The 18,232-nt window shown below is 64.7% G+C and carries 16 protein-coding genes; 5 read left to right on the top strand and 11 right to left on the bottom strand.

The window, feature by feature from the left end; genetic code table 11:
* Positions 1-3: 3 nt before the first annotated feature.
* Positions 4-804, bottom strand: coding sequence for an enoyl-CoA hydratase/isomerase (locus tag VRZ08_RS16395; protein WP_408018249.1), 801 nt, complete (start codon positions 802-804; stop codon positions 4-6).
* A 167-nt stretch (positions 805-971) separates the two neighbouring features.
* On the opposite strand from VRZ08_RS16395, the gene VRZ08_RS16390 reads away from it, so the two are divergent.
* Together VRZ08_RS16390 and VRZ08_RS16385 are read left to right on the top strand one after the other, a co-directional pair.
* Complete coding sequence (locus VRZ08_RS16390; protein ID WP_011157263.1) at positions 972-1,751, top strand: SDR family NAD(P)-dependent oxidoreductase; 780 nt, start codon at positions 972-974, stop codon at positions 1,749-1,751.
* Between the two features lie 39 nt (positions 1,752-1,790).
* Entirely contained in the window at positions 1,791-3,305 is a 1,515-nt protein-coding gene (locus VRZ08_RS16385) for an acetyl-CoA acetyltransferase (protein ID WP_414533216.1), read from the top strand.
* Positions 3,306-3,474: 169 nt separating this feature from the next.
* Here VRZ08_RS16385 and VRZ08_RS16380 read toward each other — a convergent pair whose 3' ends face one another.
* The 10 genes from VRZ08_RS16380 to VRZ08_RS16335 all read right to left on the bottom strand — a co-directional run bounded on the left by VRZ08_RS16380 (position 3,475) and on the right by VRZ08_RS16335 (position 14,890).
* Positions 3,475-4,677, bottom strand: coding sequence for an efflux RND transporter periplasmic adaptor subunit (locus tag VRZ08_RS16380; RefSeq protein ID WP_414533215.1), 1,203 nt, complete (start codon positions 4,675-4,677; stop codon positions 3,475-3,477).
* Positions 4,667-7,861 (bottom strand): efflux RND transporter permease subunit, encoded by a 3,195-nt coding sequence (locus tag VRZ08_RS16375; RefSeq protein WP_414533214.1) that lies wholly within the window; start codon positions 7,859-7,861, stop codon positions 4,667-4,669. The genes VRZ08_RS16380 and VRZ08_RS16375 overlap by 11 nt, the downstream gene beginning before the upstream one ends.
* A gap of 213 nt (positions 7,862-8,074) precedes the next feature.
* Positions 8,075-8,854: a 2-oxo-tetronate isomerase gene (gene otnI / locus VRZ08_RS16370; protein WP_414533213.1), complete on the bottom strand. Its 780-nt coding sequence runs from the start codon at positions 8,852-8,854 to the stop codon at positions 8,075-8,077.
* A gap of 259 nt (positions 8,855-9,113) precedes the next feature.
* The gene (locus VRZ08_RS16365) at positions 9,114-9,314 is read right to left on the bottom strand and encodes a hypothetical protein (protein ID WP_414533211.1); all 201 of its coding nucleotides are present in this window, start codon (positions 9,312-9,314) and stop codon (positions 9,114-9,116) included.
* A gap of 42 nt (positions 9,315-9,356) precedes the next feature.
* On the bottom strand, positions 9,357-10,061 hold the full coding sequence (locus VRZ08_RS16360; RefSeq protein ID WP_107343729.1) for an ABC transporter ATP-binding protein: 705 nt from the start codon (positions 10,059-10,061) through the stop codon (positions 9,357-9,359).
* Positions 10,045-10,779 (bottom strand): ABC transporter ATP-binding protein, encoded by a 735-nt coding sequence (locus VRZ08_RS16355; protein WP_107354918.1) that lies wholly within the window; start codon positions 10,777-10,779, stop codon positions 10,045-10,047. The genes VRZ08_RS16360 and VRZ08_RS16355 overlap by 17 nt, the downstream gene beginning before the upstream one ends.
* Positions 10,776-11,762, bottom strand: coding sequence for a branched-chain amino acid ABC transporter permease (locus tag VRZ08_RS16350; protein WP_107343727.1), 987 nt, complete (start codon positions 11,760-11,762; stop codon positions 10,776-10,778). Before VRZ08_RS16350 ends, VRZ08_RS16355 begins: the two co-directional genes overlap by 4 nt.
* Positions 11,762-12,640, bottom strand: a complete 879-nt coding sequence (locus tag VRZ08_RS16345; RefSeq protein WP_107354916.1) for a branched-chain amino acid ABC transporter permease — start codon at positions 12,638-12,640, stop codon at positions 11,762-11,764. Before VRZ08_RS16345 ends, VRZ08_RS16350 begins: the two co-directional genes overlap by 1 nt.
* 126 nt (positions 12,641-12,766) lie before the next feature.
* Positions 12,767-14,014, bottom strand: a complete 1,248-nt coding sequence (locus VRZ08_RS16340) for an ABC transporter substrate-binding protein (RefSeq protein ID WP_414533210.1) — start codon at positions 14,012-14,014, stop codon at positions 12,767-12,769.
* Positions 14,015-14,071: 57 nt separating this feature from the next.
* Complete coding sequence (locus tag VRZ08_RS16335; RefSeq protein ID WP_414533209.1) at positions 14,072-14,890, bottom strand: putative hydro-lyase; 819 nt, start codon at positions 14,888-14,890, stop codon at positions 14,072-14,074.
* A 115-nt stretch (positions 14,891-15,005) separates the two neighbouring features.
* Between VRZ08_RS16335 and VRZ08_RS16330 the strand changes: the two genes are divergently transcribed.
* The 3 genes from VRZ08_RS16330 (at position 15,006) to VRZ08_RS16320 (ending at position 18,228) form a co-directional block, all read left to right on the top strand.
* The gene (locus VRZ08_RS16330) at positions 15,006-15,956 is read left to right on the top strand and encodes a LysR family transcriptional regulator (RefSeq protein ID WP_107343723.1); all 951 of its coding nucleotides are present in this window, start codon (positions 15,006-15,008) and stop codon (positions 15,954-15,956) included.
* Positions 15,957-16,025: 69 nt separating this feature from the next.
* Positions 16,026-17,276 (top strand): Zn-dependent hydrolase, encoded by a 1,251-nt coding sequence (locus VRZ08_RS16325; RefSeq protein ID WP_414533208.1) that lies wholly within the window; start codon positions 16,026-16,028, stop codon positions 17,274-17,276.
* 37 nt (positions 17,277-17,313) lie between these two features.
* Positions 17,314-18,228: an NAD(P)-dependent oxidoreductase gene (locus VRZ08_RS16320; protein ID WP_414533207.1), complete on the top strand. Its 915-nt coding sequence runs from the start codon at positions 17,314-17,316 to the stop codon at positions 18,226-18,228.
* Positions 18,229-18,232: the final 4 nt, after the last annotated feature.

Here is an 18,232-nt window from a genome sequence, read left to right as displayed (position 1 = left end):
GGCTTATTTGCCCTTGAACTGCGCCGGACGCTTTTCGAGGAACGCACCGACGCCTTCCTTGAAGTCGTCGGTGGAGCCGGCGACGCGCTGGCATTCGAATTCGAGGTTGAGCTGCTCCTCGAACGAGTTCTCCGGCGAGTCCCAGTACATCTTGCGGATCAGCGACAGCGCCACGGTCGGGCCGTTGGCGAGGTCCTGGGCGAGCTTCATGGTTTCGGTCCACAGCTCGGCGTCCTCGTAGACGCGATTGACGAGGCCCCATTCCAGCGCCTTGTCGGCCGGGAGCTTCTCGCCGAGCAGCGACAACTCGACCGAGCGCGCCTTGCCGACCAGCCGCGGCAGCAGCCAGGTCGAGCCGCAATCCGGTACCAGGCCGATGCGGCGGAACGCCTGCAGGAAGTACGACGACTTGGCGCACAGGATCATGTCGCCCATCAGCGCGAAGCTCATGCCGGCGCCGGCGGCCGGGCCGTTCACCGAGGTGACGATCGGGCAATGCAGCTTGCGCAGCCGGCGCAGGAACGGATGGAACGCGGTCTCCAGCGCGGCGCCGGCGCCCTTGCCGCTCTGGCTCATGTTGTTGCCGGAGTTGCGGCCCTGCAGATTCGCGCCGGTGCAGAACGCGCGGCCGGCGCCGGTGATCACCAGGCAGCGCACTTCCGAGCGCTTGTCTTCGATCGCGTCGAGCGCTTCGCCGAGTCCGCCGAGCATGTCGATCGACACCGCGTTCATCACTTCCTGATGATCGAGTTTCAGGATCGCAACGGGACCGTCGAAATCGAGCGTGACGTGTTTGAACTGCATTGTTTCCTCGCGCTATCGGTTCGCGGTTATTCCGCGCTGTGGAAGGGCTTCACGACGTGAGGCCATATTTGATTTTTGCGACGCGCTTGTCCATGGTCCAGCATCGATCACAGCGCGTGCCCGGCCCGCACGGTGTAGCGCGCAACAAACAAAAATGGAAACGCTGGATGAGCATTTTCGATCTGAGCGGCCGCGTCGCGGTCGTCACCGGGGGCAACGGTGGTATCGGCCTCGGCATGGCCCAGGCGCTGGCCGCGGCGGGCTGCAACGTCTCGATTTGGGGTCGTAACGCGGTCAAGAATCACGCTGCGCTCGCCACCATGGCGAACGCGCCCGGCAAGGTCGAAGCTCAGATCTGCGACGTCACTGATCCGGCGTCGGTGAAGGCCGCGATGGATGCGACGCTGAAGGCGTTCGGCCGTGTCGATGGTTGCTTCGCAAATGCCGGCATCGGCGGCGGCGGCCGGCAGGCTTTCATCGACCGCACCGAGGAGCAGTGGCGCTCGATGTTCGCCACCAATCTCGACGGCGTCTTCCACGCCTTCCAGGCAGCAGCGCGGCACATGACCGAGCGCGCTGCCGACGGCGATCCGTTCGGCCGGCTGGTGGCCACCTCGAGCCTCGCCTCGATCTTCGGCACTGCGCGCAACGAGCACTACGCAGCCACCAAGGCGGCGATCAATGCGCTGGTGCGCGCGCTGGCGGTCGAACTCGCGCGCTATGGCGTCACCGCCAATGCGATCCTGCCGGGCTGGATCAAGAGCGACATGACCGCCGGCATCATGGGCAACGACAAGTTCGTCGCCAATGTGATGCCGCGGATTCCGGTGCGGCGGTTCGGCGAGCCGGAAGACTTCGGCGGCATCGCGGTGTATCTGATGAGCAAGGCCTCGTCGTATCACACCGCCGATACTTTCGTGATCGACGGCGGCTACACCGCGTTCTGACGACACCCCCACCACCCTTCGATCAATAAGAAGCAAGAAATGCCGACCACGCTCCCGCCCGAACGCATTCCCGTCATCGCCGGTGTCGGCGAAATCGCAGACCACCCCGAGGACATCGCGCAAGGGCTGGAGCCGCTGGCGCTGCTCGAAGCCGCCGTGCAACGCGCCGGCAACGACAGCGCCGCGAGCCTGCTGCCACAGATCGACTCGCTCGACATCGTCAACTTCCTGAGCTGGCGCTATCACGCGCCGGCCGAACAACTCGCGACGCGGCTCGGCATCGCGCCGCGTCACTGTTTCTACGGGCCGGTCGGCGGCGAGAGCCCGATCCGCTTCATCCATGAAGCCGCGCTGCGGATCGCCCGCGGCGAAGCTCAGGTCGCCGTGGTCTGCGGCGCCGAGGCGCAGTCAACCGCGACCAAGGCCGCAAGGGCAAAGATCGACCTGCCGTGGACGCCGTTCGCCCACGATGCGCCCGAGCCGAAGCGCGGCGCGGCGTTCCAGCTGCCGATCGCCTCGACCCTCGGGGTCGCTCGGCCGATCACGGTGTATCCGTTGTATGAGGCCGCCACTGCGGCGCATTGGGGGCAGACACCGCAGCAGGCGCTCGACGAATCCGGGGTGCTATGGTCGCGCTACGCGGCGGCAGCGGCGCGCAATCCGAACGCCTGGATCAAACGCGCCTTCGCACCGAACGAGATCACCACGCCTTCGTCCGACAACCGGCTGATCGCCTGGCCCTACACCAAACTGATGGTCGCCAATCCGAGCGTCAATCTCGGCGCCGCGGTGCTGCTGACCTCGCTGGCTAAGGCGCGCGAAGCCGGCATTCCCGAGGACAAGCTGATCTACATCCACGGCGGCGCATCCGCCGAAGAGCCGCGTGATTATCTCGCCCGCGATCAGTTCGTGCAGAGCCACGCCCAGAACGCGGTGCTGGAGACCATCAAGGCGATGGTGGGCGGCGACGGTCGCGCCTTCGACGCGATCGAGCTGTACTCGTGCTTCCCGGTGGTGCCGAAGATGGCGCGGCGCACGCTCGGTCTCGGCGACGACGTCGAGCCGACGGTGACAGGCGGCCTCACCTTCTTCGGGGCGCCGCTCAACACCTACATGACCCATGCCGCCTGCGCGATGGTGCGCCGCCTGCGCGACGGCGCCAAGCTCGGCCTGCTGTACGGCCAGGGCGGTTTCGTCACCAAGCACCACGGTCTGATCGTTTCGCGCACCCCGCCGCAGCAACCGCTGAGCGAAGACATCAGCGTGCAGGCGAAGGCCGACGCGGCCTATGGCGCCGTGCCGCGCTTCGTCACCGAGGCCAACGGTGACGGCACGGTCGAGACGTTTACTGTGATCTATGACGGTCGCGGCGAGGTCCAGCATGGCGTGGTGATGCTGCGCACCGCTGACGGCGCTCGCGCGCTGGCGCGCGTGCCGGCTCAGGATCAGGCGACGCTGACGTTCCTGACCGATATGGACCGCAGCCCGGTCGGCACGCGCGGACCGATCGCCACCGCAGCCGATGGCGTGCTGGAATGGCGGAACGCCGGTTAGTTCGGGCCTTCAGAGCGACCGAGCCACACCCCATCTACGTCATTGCGAACGAAGCGAAGCAATCCAGGGACGCCGTGCACCGGGCTGGATTGCTTCGTCGCTGCGCTCCTCGCTATGACGGGGAGAGGGCTTGTCCGATCTCAAAGGTGCGGGATCGAACGCAAGCGTCCTACCCCTTCACGTCCTGCTTCTCCGACGCCGTCGGCTTCCCTGCCTTGGCTGCATCGTCGGCCACGACGCGCACCTTCTCGCCGTTGGCGATGCCGTCCGGCGGCGCGATGATGATACGGTCGTCGGCGGTGAGACCGGCCGACAGCTCGATCTCGCGGCCGAGGTCGCGTGCGATGGTGACAGGCTTGAGCTGGACACGATCATCCGGGCCGACCGTCGCAACACGCAGCCCGCTGCGGTTGAAAATCAGCGCAGACGCGGGAATGTGAAGCGGCGCCTGATCGCGAGCCAGCGCGAGCTTCACATTGGCGAAGCCGCCCGGCAACAGTTCGCCCCTGGCGTTGTCGAGCCCAAGTTGAATCCGCATCGTGCCGGAGGCGACGTCCACCGCCTGCGAAGACGCTTCAACCGTCGCCGGGAAAGTGCGGCCCGGATATTCCGGCAGCGCGATCACGGCCTTGCCGCCGATCCGCACCAGCGGCGCGTAGTTCTGCGGCACGTTGACGTAAACGCGCAGCTTGGCGATATCCGACACCACGAACATCGCCGGCCCTGAGCTGGAGCCGGCGTTGATCAGCGCACCGACGTCGGTGTTGCGCTCAGTGACGATGCCCTCGAACGGCGCGGTGATCTTCTTATAGCCGGCAAGCGCTTCGAGCCGTTCGACATTGGCCTGGCCGGAGTTCACCGCGGCCTTCTTGGCGGCAAGATCCGCGGTGCGTTCGTCGATCTCCTGCGCTGAGACGAAGTTCGACGCTACCAGCGTCTTGCGGCGGTTCAGGGTCGCTTCCGAAAGCTTCGCGCTTGCCTGCTGGCTGGCGAGATCGGCACGGGCCTGCAGCAATTGCTGATCGAGATCCGGCGCCTCGATCTCGGCGATCACCTCACCGGCTTTCACCTTGGCGCCGATATCGGCGCTCCAGCTTTTCACGTAGCCGGAGACGCGCGCGTAGATCGGCGCGCGCGAATACGCCTCCAGCCGGCCCGGCAGATCGAGCGTGGTGGTCGGCGCCTTGCCGTCCGGCCGCGTCACCGCCACGCTGGAAATCGCCTGCTCGTCGGTCCAGGTCCGCAGCTCGGCACTGCTCTTCTCGCGAGCGCTGATGCCGGTGACGACGATCGCGACCGCCCCACAGGCCAGCACCACGCCGGCGATGCCAAGACCGCGACGGGATCTGCGCGGCGGTTGATCAGTGGGCATGCGACATCTCCGGAGCGGGCGCGGCATCGGACGCCGGCTGTTGCTTGTGAACCATGCTGAAAACCACCGGCACGAACATCAGCGTCGCGAACGTCGCAAACAGCAGACCGCCGATCACGGCGCGGCCGAGCGGCGCGTTCTGCTCGCCGCCCTCGCCGAGGCCGAGCGCCATCGGCGCCATGCCGATGATCATCGCCAGCGCCGTCATCAGCACCGGACGGAATCGGACAAAGCCGGACTCCAGCGCGGCCTGCATCGGATCACCGAGCACCGCGTAGCGCTCGCGCGCGAAAGAGATCACCAGCACGCTGTTGGCTGTGGCAACGCCCATGCACATGATCGCGCCCGTGAGCGCCGGCACCGACAACGTGGTGCCGGTCGCGAACAGCATCCAGACGATGCCGGCAAGCGCCGCCGGCAGCGCGGTGATGATCACGAACGGGTCGGCCCAAGATTGGAAGTTAACCACGATCAGCAGATAGATCAGCACGATCGCGCCGAGTAGGCCGAACAGCAGCCCGGCGAACGCGCTGTTCATGGTCTCGACCTGGCCGAGCAAAACGACCGATGAGCCTTTCGGCACCTCGGGCTTGGTCTCGTCGATCACCTTGCGGATATCGGCCGACACCGCACCGAGATCCCGCCCCTGCGTGGTGGCGAAGATCTGCACGATCGACTGGATGTCGTATTGCGACACCACAGCATTGCCGGCGGAGCGCTTGATCTCGGCAAGGCCACCGAGGATCGGCGCGCTTGCCGTGGCCGCACCGGAAGCCGAGACCGGAATGGTCTCGAGCTTGCTCAGCGAATCGACGTGATATTGCGGCGTCTGCATCACGATCGAATACGACACGCCGTTCTCTGGATTGAGATAATAGGTCGGCGCCACCTGCGACGAACCGGCCAGATTGACAACGAGGCTGTTGGTAACGTCACGCTCGGTCAGGCCGACATATTGGGCGCGGGTGCGGTCGACATCGATATTGAAGGTCGGGTTGTTGGGCGATTGCTGAATGCGGGCATCGGCCACGCCCGGGATACGCTTGATCTTGGCCAGCAGCTTGCCGGCGTAATCGAAGTTCGCCGGCAAATTGGCGCCGCGGATCTGCAGATCGATCGGCGCCGGCGCGCCGAAATTGAGGATCTGGCTGACGATATCGGCAGGCAGGAACGCGAAGGTCATGCCCGGGAACTGCCGTGGCAGCTGCTCGCGCAGGATTTTCACGTACTCCGCAGTCGGCCGGTGCTCGCCCTTCAGCTTGATCTGGATGTCCGCATCCTGGGTGCCGATCACGCCGGTGTTGTTGTAGGTGAGATTGATGCCCGAGATCGGCATGCCGATGTTGTCGGTCAGGGTCTCGATCTGATCCGGCGGAATGATCTTGCGGACCGCCTTCTGCACCTCGGCGAGCTGATTGGCCGTCTCCTCGATCCGGGTCCCGACCTGGGTGCGGACATGCATCAGGATCTGTCCGGCATCGACCGAGGGAAAGAAGTTGCGGCCGAGATACGGCACCAGCGCGAACGACAACGCGACCACGCCGAGGAAGCCGGCGACGAACACCCGGCGATGCCCCATCGCCAGGGTCAGCAGATCACCATAGCCGTGGCGGAACCGGGCGAACACACCTTCGAACGCCTGCTGAAAGCGCACCAGCGGATTGCGCGACGGCTTCCGGCCCGAGAGGCTGTCGTGATGGACGTGCGGCTTCAACAAATACTTGGCCATCGTCGGCACCAACGTACGCGACAGCAGGAACGACCAGGCCATCGCGAACATCACCGCTTCGGCCATCGGCACGAACAGATAGCGCGCGACGCCCTGCAGGAAGAACATTGGTACGAACACAATGCAGATGCACAACAGCGAGACGAAGGCCGGCGTCACGATCTGATTGGCGCCGTCGAGAATCGCAGGCTCGACCTCCTTGCCCTGCTCCAGGTGCCAATTGATGTTCTCGATCGTCACCGTGGCGTCGTCGACCAGGATCCCCACCGCCAGCGCGAGGCCGCCCAGCGTCATGATGTTCAGCGTCTCGCCGATCGCCGACAGGCAGATAATGGCGCCGAGCACCGACAGCGGGATCGACACTGCGATGATGATGGTCGATCGCCAGCTGCCCAGGAACAGCAGGATCATCACGCTGGTCAGCAGCGCCGCGATCACGCCCTCGACGGCGACGCCGGTGATGGCCCCGCGGACGAACACGGATTGGTCGCCGATCAGCGCGATCTTCAGCGACTCCGGCATGGCGTCTTTGACGTCGACGATCTTCTGCTTGATGCCGGCAATGATATCGAGCGTCGACACCGCGCCGGCCTTCAGCACCATCATCAGCACTGAACGGTTGCCGTCGACATGCACGATGTTGGTCTGCGGCGGGTTGCCGTCGCGCACCGAGGCCACGTCGCGGATGTAGACCATCGCGCCGCCGACCGCCTTGATCGGCAGATTGCCGAGCTCCTCGATCTTCAGCGGCGAGTTGTTGAGCTGAATGATGTATTCGAACTCGCCGATCTTCTGGGTGCCGACCGGGGTGATCAGGTTCTGCGCGGCGAGCGCGTTGGCGACGTCCTGTCCCGACAGTCCCCGCGCCTGCAGGGCGCTGGGATCGAGGTCGATCTGGATCTGGCGCTGCTTGCCGCCGAACGGCCATGGGATCGCCGCGCCGGGCACGGTCACCAGCGGGGTGCGGAGCTGATTGATCGCGAGGTCGGCAAGGCTCTGTTCCGTCATCCCCTCGCCCGACAGCGCCAACTGCAGGATCGGCACGGTGGAGGCGGAGTAGTTCAGGATCAACGGCGGCGTGGCGCCGGGCGGCATCTGCTTGAGCAGCGTCTGCGAGATCGCGGTGACCTGCGCATTCGCGGTGCGGATGTCGACATTGGGCTGGAAGAAGATCTTGACGATACCGAACCCGCCATAGGAGTTCGCCACGATGTGCTCGATGTCGTTCACCGTAGTGGTGAGCGCGCGCTGAAACGGCGTCGTGATACGTCCGGCCATCTGATCCGGCGGCAGGCCGGTGTACTGCCAGACGACACCGATCACCGGGATACGAATTTCAGGGAAAATGTCGGTCGGGGTGCGGAGCGCCGCCAGCGGACCGACGATCAGCAGCAGCAGCGCCAACACCACGAACGTGTAGGGCCGGCTCAGTGCGATGCGGACCAGCGCGATCATTCGTCGGGTCGTCCCGGTCTTCTTGTTACGGAAAGGCCGCCTGCCCGGCGGGGCCCTTGTGTTGATTTATCGAAAGCCGCGCAATTAGCCAAGCGTCGCGCAGCCCGCAGCAACGCGACAAACCGCGGGGTCGCTCAGTGTTAAGGGGTTTCCGCCGAGCGGTCACGACAGATTGATTGCAGTGCAGCAAACCGATGCGCGCTGGCGGCGCCGTCAGGTTCCGGCGCGATACGGCTTGAACCAGCCGAGGCCATCCTCGGTCTTGCCGCGCGGCCGATATTCGGCGCCGACGAAGCCGGCGTAACCGAGCCGATCGAGCTCGGCGAACAGAAAGGGGTAGTTCAGCTCCTCGTCGTCCGGCTCATGCCGGGACGGCACGCTGGCGACCTGAATATGACCGATGACCGTCAGCATCGCACGCAGCCGTGTGGTGACGTCGCCGTGCAGGATCTGGCAGTGATAGACGTCGAACTGCAGCTTCAGATTGGGAATAGCCATTTCACAGACAAGCGCGTGAGCATGGTCGACATCGTCGAGGAAGTAACCCGGCGCATCCCGATGATTCAGCGGCTCGATCAGCACGTCGATGCCGTGCGGCGCAAAGAAGTGCGCCGCGACCGCTAGCGACCGCCGAAACGCCAGCGCGGCCGCGCCGTCGCGGCGGTCGGCATTGCCGGCGAGCAGATGCAACCGCTTCACCCCGGTCGCGAGCGCATAAGGCAGCGCGGTGTGCAGGCTACGCTGGAGTTCGTCGAACCTGTCAGGCAGCGCCGCAAAGCCCTTTTCGCCGGCAGCCCAATCACCCGGCGGCAGGTTGAACAACGCTTGAGTCAACCCGAAGCGGCGCAACCGCTCGCCGATCGCATCCGGGTCGTGCTCATACGGAAACAGAAACTCCACAGCCGTGAAGCCGGCTTTAGCAGCCGCCTCGAAGCGATCGAGGAAAGCGTATTCGGTGAACAGCAAACTGAGATTAGCGGCGAAGCGGGGCATGGCGCATTATCACTTCAGGAGCGAGTCATAGTCTGCGTGTGGGCCGATCCAGAATCACAGCATCTCCTCGTCCACAGGAAGCGCAAGGGCACGATAGCGTAGTCCAACGCGGACGGAGAAGAACTGGCCTACCCGCTTGAAGTGCAGCGAGGGATGGTCCGGATCAGCCTTCAGCAGTGCGAGTTCTTATCGGCGAGCGCGCAGACCGGTTGCGGAAGCGCGCGATAGGCGGCCCAGAATTTGGGGCTCGCCAGATGCTTCACAGCTCGCGCGAGCGACCATGACGATGCTCTGCCAAAGCTTCGGCGGCAAGCTCGTCCAGTTTTCCGGCACTGGCGTCCCGTTCGATGCGCTCATCAAAACGGGCCGCATCGTATTCGGCGAACCAGGCGCGAAACCGCGCCCGCTGTTCGACAGACAGCTGCTCTACCGCCCTTTCGATGTCTTCGACGCTGCTCATATCGTCAGTCTAGCAGAACAGCCGCCTGCTGAGAACCGGCCTCTAGAGCCCCAGATACGCCTTCCGGACGTCCGGGTTATCCATCAGCTCCGCGGCCTTGCCCTGCATCAGGACTCGGCCGGTCTGCAGGATGTAGGCGCGGTCGGCGATTTCGAGGCATTCGGCCATGCGCTGCTCGACGATCAGCACGGTCATGCCGGCGTCGCGGATTTTCTTCACCGACTGGAAGATCTCGCTGACCAGCTTGGGCATGATGCCCTGCGACGGCTCGTCGAGCATCAACAGGCGCGGCCGTGTCATCAGCGCGCGGCCGATCGCCAGCATCTGCTGCTCGCCGCCACTTAACGTCTCGGCGCGCTGCTCAAGCCGCTCCTGCAGCCGGGGAAACAGGCTGAACACGAATTCCAGCGGCTTTTCGCGGTCGGCTTCACCGCGGTAGAGATAGCTTCCGAGCCGCAGATTGTCGTGCACCGAGAGGCGCGGAAACAACCGGCGGTTCTCCGGCACATAGGCGACGCCGCGCTTGGTGATCAGATGCTGCGGGACGCCGTCGAGCCGCTCGCCGTCGAACAGCACTTGGCCGGAGCGGATCCGCTCGGCGCCGGCGATCGATTTCAGCAGCGTCGATTTGCCTGCGCCGTTGGCGCCGGCGACGCAGACGATCTCGCCCTTCTCGACCTCGATCGAAACGTTCGAAATCGCGACCAGCCCCTTATAGGCGGTGGTGACCTCACGCACCGACAGCATGACGATCCCCAAGATAAGCAGTGATGACTTTCGGGTCGCGCACCACGTCGGCCGGCTTGCCTTCGGTGAGCACCTTGCCGAGGTCGAGAACGATGGCACGGTCAACCAGCGGCATGACGATTTCCATGACGTGCTCGACCATCAGCACCGTGACGCCGGCGTCGCGGACGCGGCGGACCAGTTCGACGCCCTTCTCCGCTTCGGTGGGCGTCAGGCCGGTGAGCACCTCGTCGAGCAGCAGCAGCTTCGGCTCGGTGGCGAGCGCGCGGGCGACTTCGAGCCGTCGCTTTTCCGAGGGGATCAGCTGACTGGCGAGCACGTCGGCTCGCGCATCCAGGCCGCAGAACTTCAGCACCTCATGTGCCTTGCGCCGCGCTTCGCGCATCACCGTGGTGCGGATCAGCGCGCCGACGATGACGTTGTCGATCACCGTCATCGACTCGAAGCTCTTCACCACCTGGAAGGTCCGGCCGATCCCGCGGGCGCAGCGCGCGGTGGCCGGCAATTTGGTGACATCCTCGCCATCGAAGATGATCGAGCCTTGGGTCGGCGGCAGCACGCCGGCGATCAGGTTGAACAGCGTCGACTTGCCGGCGCCGTTCGGGCCGATTAGGCCGACGATCTCGCCGCGCCCGACCTTGATCGAGACGTCGCTGTTGGCGACGAGGCCACCGAAGCGCTGCCACACCCCGCGGGTCTCCAGAAGTGTCTCGCTCATTGCGGCACTCCCTTGGAAGCCGGGCGGCGGGAGAACAGCCCGATCAAGCCTTCCGGCCGCGCCAGCGCGATCACCACAATCACGCTGCCGTACAGGATCAGGTCGACGCCGCGTCCCGAACCACCGACGAACGACCGCGTCAGCTCGGTGAGCGGGATCAGGATCGCAGCGCCGAGCACAGGCCCCCACAGCGTGCCGATGCCACCGAGCACGGCGGGCAGCGCCATCAGCAGCGAGAACTGGAAGGTCATCACGCTTTCAGGATCGATGTAGGATACGAACATCGCGTAAAAGCTGCCGCCCACCGCGGTGAGGAACGCCGACACCGCGGCGGCGCCCATCTTGGAGTTGAACACCACCACGCCGAGGCTTTCCGCGGCATCCGGATTGTCCTTCACGGCGCGCCACCAGTAGCCCCACTTCGAGTCTTCCAGCCACCAGGTGATCAGCCAAGCGAGGCAGCAGAACACCAGAGCGAAGTAATAGTAAGGCAGCTTGCTGCGGGTGAACTGGAATTTGGCCCAGCTGTCGCCGCGCACCGGAATGTCGATGCCGAGCGCCGCACCGGCCCAGTCCCAATTGTGGAACAACAGGAAACCGATCTCGGCGATCACGATGGTGGCGATGACAAAATAGTGCCCGCGCAGCCGGAAGGTCGGATAGCCGAGCGCCAGCGCAATCACCGAGGAGATGATGCCGCCGCCGATCATGCCGAACCAGGGCAGCACGCCGAGCTTGGTGAACAGCAGCGCCGTGGTGTAGGCCCCGAGGCCGAAATACAGCGCGTGGCCGAGCGAGATCTGGCCGCAATAGCCGCCCAGGATGTTCCAGCCTTGCGATAAGGCCGCGTACATCAGGGTCAGCACCATGATGTTCTGGACGTAGACGTCCTTGATGAACAGCGGCGCGCAGGCGGCGGCGGCAGCGAGCAGAGCGGCGACGATCAGGTCGCGGCGGCGGCGTTTGAGATAAGCCTCGTCCATCAGATCGATCCGAACAGGCCACGCGGCCGAATGAACACAACCAGCAGATAAACGGCGTAGATCCCGATCGACTTCAGCGACGGCGGCAGGATCATTGCGGTGGTCGCCTCGACCAGACCGACGATAATGCCGCCGGCAAAGGCGCCGAACACGCTGCCGAAGCCCCCGAGCGCCACCGTGACGTAGGCAATCAGCGCGAACGAGGCGCCGACATCGGGATAGATGTAGAAGAAGATCGCCATCACGGCGCCGGCAAGCCCGATCAGGGCTGAACCCAGCCCCCAGCCCAAGGCGAACACCTTATTCTTGTCGATGCCGACCAGCGCCACCGCGCCGGCGTCCTCGCGGGTCGCTTCCAAGGCACGGCCAAAGTCGGTCTTCTTCATGAAGAAGTACAGCGCGCCGAACGCTGCGATCGACACCAGCGCGCCGACCAGCTGCGGCACCGGCAGGAAAACGCCGCCGATCTCCAGCGTCTTGCCGCCGAGCCAGGAGACGTTGATGCTGCGATAGTCGGGGGTGAAGAAGTACTGCGCCAGGCCGCGCATCAGGATCGCGAGGCCGAAGGTCGTGAAGATCTGCACCATGCCGATATTGGCTCTGGCTCGCATCGCAAATCTGACGACCAATAAGTAGATCACCGCGCCGAATATGAACATCGCCGCCCCAACGAGTGGAGCAGCGAGGATCGGATCGATCGCGAAGAACGCGAACAGGAAGAAGGTGATGTACATCGCCAACATCAGGAATTCGCCGTGGGCGAAGTTGGTGACGTCCATCAGGCCAAAGATCAGAGCCAGGCCGACCGCGACCAAGCCGTACAGAAGTCCCATCAGCAGGCCGCTGGCGAGAGACTGGATGATCGTCGCGGTGGTCAAAGTCCTCTCTCCGTCATTGCGAGCGAAGCGAAGCAATCCAAAACAGGAGCCCAGCGCTGGATTGCGTCGTCGCTAGGCTCCTCGCAGAAACGGGCGCACCAAGGTGCGCCCGTTTCAACTCTTGCGTTACGGCATCGGCCAGATCGCGTCGGCGACCGCGGCCTGGGTGGGGAAGATGGTGACGAACTTGCCACCGACATATTGCAGCAGCACCGGGTCGGCGAAGGTGTTCTGGCCGGTCTCGTCGAACTTGACGCGGCTCCACGGCATGATGGTCTGCTCGCCCGGCATGTCGGTGGCGGCCAGCGCGTCGCGGATCTTCTCGCCGTCGGTCGATTTGGCGCGGTTGATGGCGTCGGCCATCACGATCAGGCCCATGAACTGCCGCGACGAGTAATCGTTGAAGTCCTTGCCGGACTTCTCCTTGTACATGTCGTTGATCTTGCCGACCATCGGCCGCTTCTGCGCAAGGTCGATCGAGAACGAGCCGCGCGAGATCACGCCCGGAATCTTGTCACCGACCGCGTCATACAGCGCCTTCTCGGAGAAGCCGGCGTCCTGCGCCACGATGTTCTTGGCCTTGTAGCCGAGCTCACCCATGGTGCGGATCAACAGGATGCCGTCGGTGGTGTAGCTCGACGGCATCAGCACGTCGGCGTCCGCAGCCTTGAGCTGCTGCACCTCGGCGGTGAGCGACGGCGAGTTGGCGCGATACTTGATGTCCGCCGCGATCCTGTAGCCGCGCTCCTGCGCCAGCTTGAGCTGCGCGTTCGAGGAGTCGGTGCCGAAGATGGTGTCTTCGTGGAACAGCGCCAGGGTCTCGATCTTCTGGCCCTTCTTCTTCAGGGCATCAAAGAAATCGAACATCGCCTGCGAGAACATCTCGTCGTGCGGAGCCGGCCGGAAATAATACTTCAGGCCGCGGCGATGCAGGCTCGGCGAGGAGTTGTCGGCCGACAGGAACGGGACCTGATAGCGCTCACAAACCTGGCTGACGGTGACCGCCACGGCGCTCTGGTAGGTGCCGACGATGGCGCAGACCTTCTCCTGAGTGATCAGCCGCTCGGCTTCGGCGCGGCCCTTCTGCGGATCGGCCTGATGGTCGGCGAATACGAGGCGGACCTTGGCGCCACCGAGCCCCGGAAGGCCCTCGCCGCGCGCCAGCGGCAGATCGAAATCGTACTTGTTATTGATCAGTTCGGCGGCGGTCTGGAACGCCTTCTGCGCGTCGACGCCGATCTGGGCGCTCGATCCCGACAACGGATAGATCACACCGATGACGACTTCCTTGGTCTCGGCCCGTGCCGTCGCGAACGGCAGCAAAGCGGCGCTGACCGCGCCGCCGAGAACGAGGTTACGGCGATTGATCTTCATGACGTCTTCCTTTGCTACCAGCGTTGGGAGTGAAGCGGTCAGAGGTTCGGTTCGGCGTTACAGCACGGCAAGGTGCTTGTTCTTCAGGTCGGTGACAAGCATCAATCCGGGCGCGTGGGTGATGGCGAACGGGACTTTAGCGGCGGCAATCACCGCCTGGGGAGTGACACCGCAGGCCCAAAACACTGGTAATTCGTCGGAGCCGATTGGCACCGGGTCGCCATAGTCCGGCTTGGCGATGTCGGCGATCCCGATCGACTGCGGCAATCCGATATGCACCGGAGCGCCGTGAACGGAGGGAAAGCGCGAGGTAATCTGGATCGCCCGGATCGCGTCCTTCGGCTTCAGCGGCCGCATCGACACCACCATCGGCCCGGAGAACGGACCGGCCGGCGCGCACGGGATGTTGGTGCGATACATCGGCACCCGCACCTTCTCCTCGATATGGCGGATCGGAATGTCGTCGGCGAGCAGCGCCTCCTCGAACGAGAACGAGCAGCCGATCACAAAGGCGACCAGGTCGTCACGCCAATGCGCAAGAATATCGGTCGGCTCCTCGGCCAGCTCACCGTCCCGCCAGACCCGATAGCGCGGCAGGTCGGTGCGGATGTCGAGGTCAATCCCGAGCGATGGAATCATCGGGTTGCCGACGTCAGACATACCGACGATCGGGCACGGCTTTGGGTTAAGCTGACAGAAGCGGTGGAAGGCGGCGGCGTATTTTTCCGGGAGGATCGCCAGGTTGCCCTGGACGAAACCGGGCGCCACACCGGCCGTCGTTTCGGCGAGTCCGGCGCGGCAGGCAAGCCGGGCCTGATGGGAAGGAAGCGGCCTTTCGGCGTCGTGGAACTGTTGCTCTGCCGCAAAAACAGTCATTCGCTCGTCCTGCCTAGTCTCTCGACAGTAGAGGAGCGGAAGCCTAGTATAATGTCTAATCTTTGTTTCTGATCGGAAACAATAAACCTGTCTTATCGACCAAAGGAGTCGACCGATGGTGGACTTCAAAGCGCTCGAAACATTCATTTGGGTCGTCACGCTCGGCAGCTTCCGCGGCGCGGCGCAGAAGCTGAACACAACCCAGCCGGCGATCTCGCAGCGGATCGCGCAACTGGAGCGGGAGCTCGGGGTGCGGCTGCTGCAGCGCGACCACCGGGTCGCCTCGCCGACGCCGAGCGGCCGGCAGTTGATGCTGTATGCCGAGAAGCTGATCCGGCTGCGGACCGAGATGATGGCGGCGGTAAGCGATCAGTCGAGTATGCGCGGCGTGCTGCGGCTCGGCGTCGCCGAAACTATCGTCCACACCTGGCTGCCGCGGCTGATCGAACAGGTGAACCGGGTCTATCCCAATCTGTCGCTGGAAATCGAAGTCGACATCACGCCGAACCTGCGCGCGCGGCTGCTCGCACAGGAGATCGAGCTGGCGTTCCTGCTCGGCCCGATGACGGCCTCGACCGTGCGCAGCCGGGTGTTGTGCGAGTATCCGATCGGCTTCCTTGCCAGCCCGTCGCTCGGCCTCGGCAACGGTCCGTTGACTGTTGGAGATTTGGCGAAATTCCCGATCATCACCTTCCCGCGCAAGACGCAGCCTTATGAGATCGTGCGCTCGCTGTTCAACAAGCCGGAGCTGCCGCCGATCCGCCTGCATGCATCGGCGTCGCTCGGCACGGTGATCCACATGGCGATCGAAGGCCTCGGCATCGCGGTGATCCCGACCGCAATCGTCGAGAACGAACTCGCCGAAGGCCGGCTGCAACTGCTGCAGACCAACCTGAAAATCTCACCGCTGCGGTTCTCCGCGAGCTGGCTCGCTTCGCCCGACACCGTCGCGATCGAGCGCGTTGCCGAGCTCGCAGCCGAGATTGCGCACACCGGCGGCTTCATGCCCGATCCTGCAATGCAGCTCCGCGATATTGCCCACGTCGTTGAACCGGCGATTGGTTGACGCGCGCCCAGCCGGCTTGACACACTTTCGTTCTGCCTCGCGCGTCCGCGCTGACTTTCCGGAGTGACTATGACCAAGACTGCCTCGAACCTGCAGATCGATTCCTCGCGGCTGTGGGACACCATCCTCGGCACCGCGCAGGTCGGCGGCACTCCAAAGGGCGGCGTCAAACGGCTGACGCTGTCGGCGGAAGACAAGCAGGTGCGCGACTGGTTTCGCCAGGCATGCGAGCAGGCAGGGCTCGAGGTCAGCATCGATTCCCTCGGCAACATGTTCGCGCTGCGCAAGGGCCGGGATATGACCAAGCCGCCGATCGGCCTCGGCTCGCATCTCGATACTCAGCCGACCGGCGGCAAGTTTGACGGCATCCTCGGTACCCTCGCCGCCCTCGAAGTGATCCGGACGCTCAACAACGCCGGCATCGAGACCGAACTGCCGCTGTGCATCACCAACTGGACCAACGAAGAAGGCTCGCGGTTCGCTCCGGCAATGATGGGCTCGGCGGCGTTCGTCGGCGACTTCACGGTCGAGGACGTGCTGTCGCGCAAGGATGCAGCCGGCATCAGCGTCGCCGAAGCGCTCGACGGCATCGGCTATCGCGGCGACAAGCCGGTCGGCGCCCAGCCGTTTACCGGCTTTATCGAACTGCACATCGAGCAGGGCCCGATCCTGGAAGCGGAAGGCAAGACCATCGGCGTGGTCGATCATGGCCAGGGTGTGCTGTGGTACGACGGCAAGATCACCGGCTTCGAAAGCCATGCCGGATCGACGCCGATGCATCTGCGCCGCGATGCGCTGGCGACGCTGTCGGAGATCGTGCTGGCGGTCGAAAAGATCGCAACCGAGCTCGGCCCCAATGCCGTCGGCACCGTCGGCGAAGCGGTAATCGCCTCACCGTCGCGCAACGTCATTCCCGGCGAGATCGCCTTCACCATCGACATGCGTAGTGCCGATGCGGCGATCATGGACCAGCTCGACCAGCGGCTGCGCGCCGCGGTTGCCGAGATCGCGCCCCGGCGCAAGGTCGAGGTCGCGCTCGATCTGGTGTGGCGCAAGGAGCCGACGCACTTCGATCCTGCCCTGGTCGGCAGCGTCGAGAACGCCGCCAACGCCCTCGGCTATCAGAACCGCCGCATCACCTCGGGCGCCGGCCACGATGCCTGCAACCTCAACACCCGAATTCCGACCGCGATGATCTTCGTGCCGTGCAAGGACGGCATCAGCCATAACGAGCTGGAAGACGCGACCCAGCCCGACTGCGCCGCCGGCGCCAACGTGCTGCTGCATACCGTGCTGTCGCTCGCCGGCGTCGCCAAGTAATCGCCGACAACACCAGCAGATTTCGGGGGAGATCACCATGCACGCGGTGTTCGTCGACGCCAGCGATACGCTTGCCGAACTGATGGAGCGCATGGCGACGCCCGGCGATCCAGCGGTGAAGATCCACCGCGACCCGGACGTCACACCCGAGCAATTGCCGGATGTGCTGGCCGGCGGCGCCATCGCGATGATCGACCACACCTATCTGCCGACCGAAATCGCACGGCGCTGCACCGGGCTGAAGCACGTCGTGTTTCTCGGCACCGGCGCCCGGAGCTACATGAACATCGAAGAACTCGCCGAGCTCGGCATCGAGGTTCACCTGATCCGCGGCTACGGCGACACCGCGGTTGCAGAAGGGACCATCGCGCTGATGTGGGCGGCGGCCCGCAATCTTGCGATCATGGATCGCGAGATGCGGCACGGGCAATGGCTGCGTGAAGACGGCATGCAGCTCACCGGCAAGACCCTCGGCCTGATCGGCTTCGGCGGCATCGGCGCCGAAGTAGCGCGGATCGCTTACGGCTCGGGCATGAAGGTGATCGCCTGGAACAGGAGCACGAAGCAGATCGACGGCGTCAGCTTCGTCGATCTCGACACCCTGCTGCGCGACAGCCACGTCGTTTCGATGCATCTGTTGCTCAATGACGAGACCCGCGGGTTCCTGTCGCGCCAGCGGATCGCCGCGATGCGGCCGGGCGCAATCCTGGTCAACACCGCGCGCGGCGCCCTCGTCGATGAGGCCGCGATGATCGACGCGCTGCGCTCGGGTCACCTCCGCCATGCTGCGCTCGACGTGTTCGACATCGAGCCGCTGCCTGCCGACCATCCCCTCACCGCGCTGCCCAACGTCACGCTCTCGGCGCATTCGGCCTTCCGCACCCCGGAGGCGAGCGAGAACCTGATCGCCGAGGCGCGCGCGCATTGCCGGCGGATCGTGGGCGCAAGCTAAGTCC

The organism is Rhodopseudomonas sp. G2_2311, assembly GCF_047501505.1.
GTDB lineage: Bacteria > Pseudomonadota > Alphaproteobacteria > Rhizobiales > Xanthobacteraceae > Rhodopseudomonas > Rhodopseudomonas palustris_H.
Note: the sequence above shows the minus strand (reverse complement) of the source record. Positions and strands in the feature narration are given on the sequence as shown.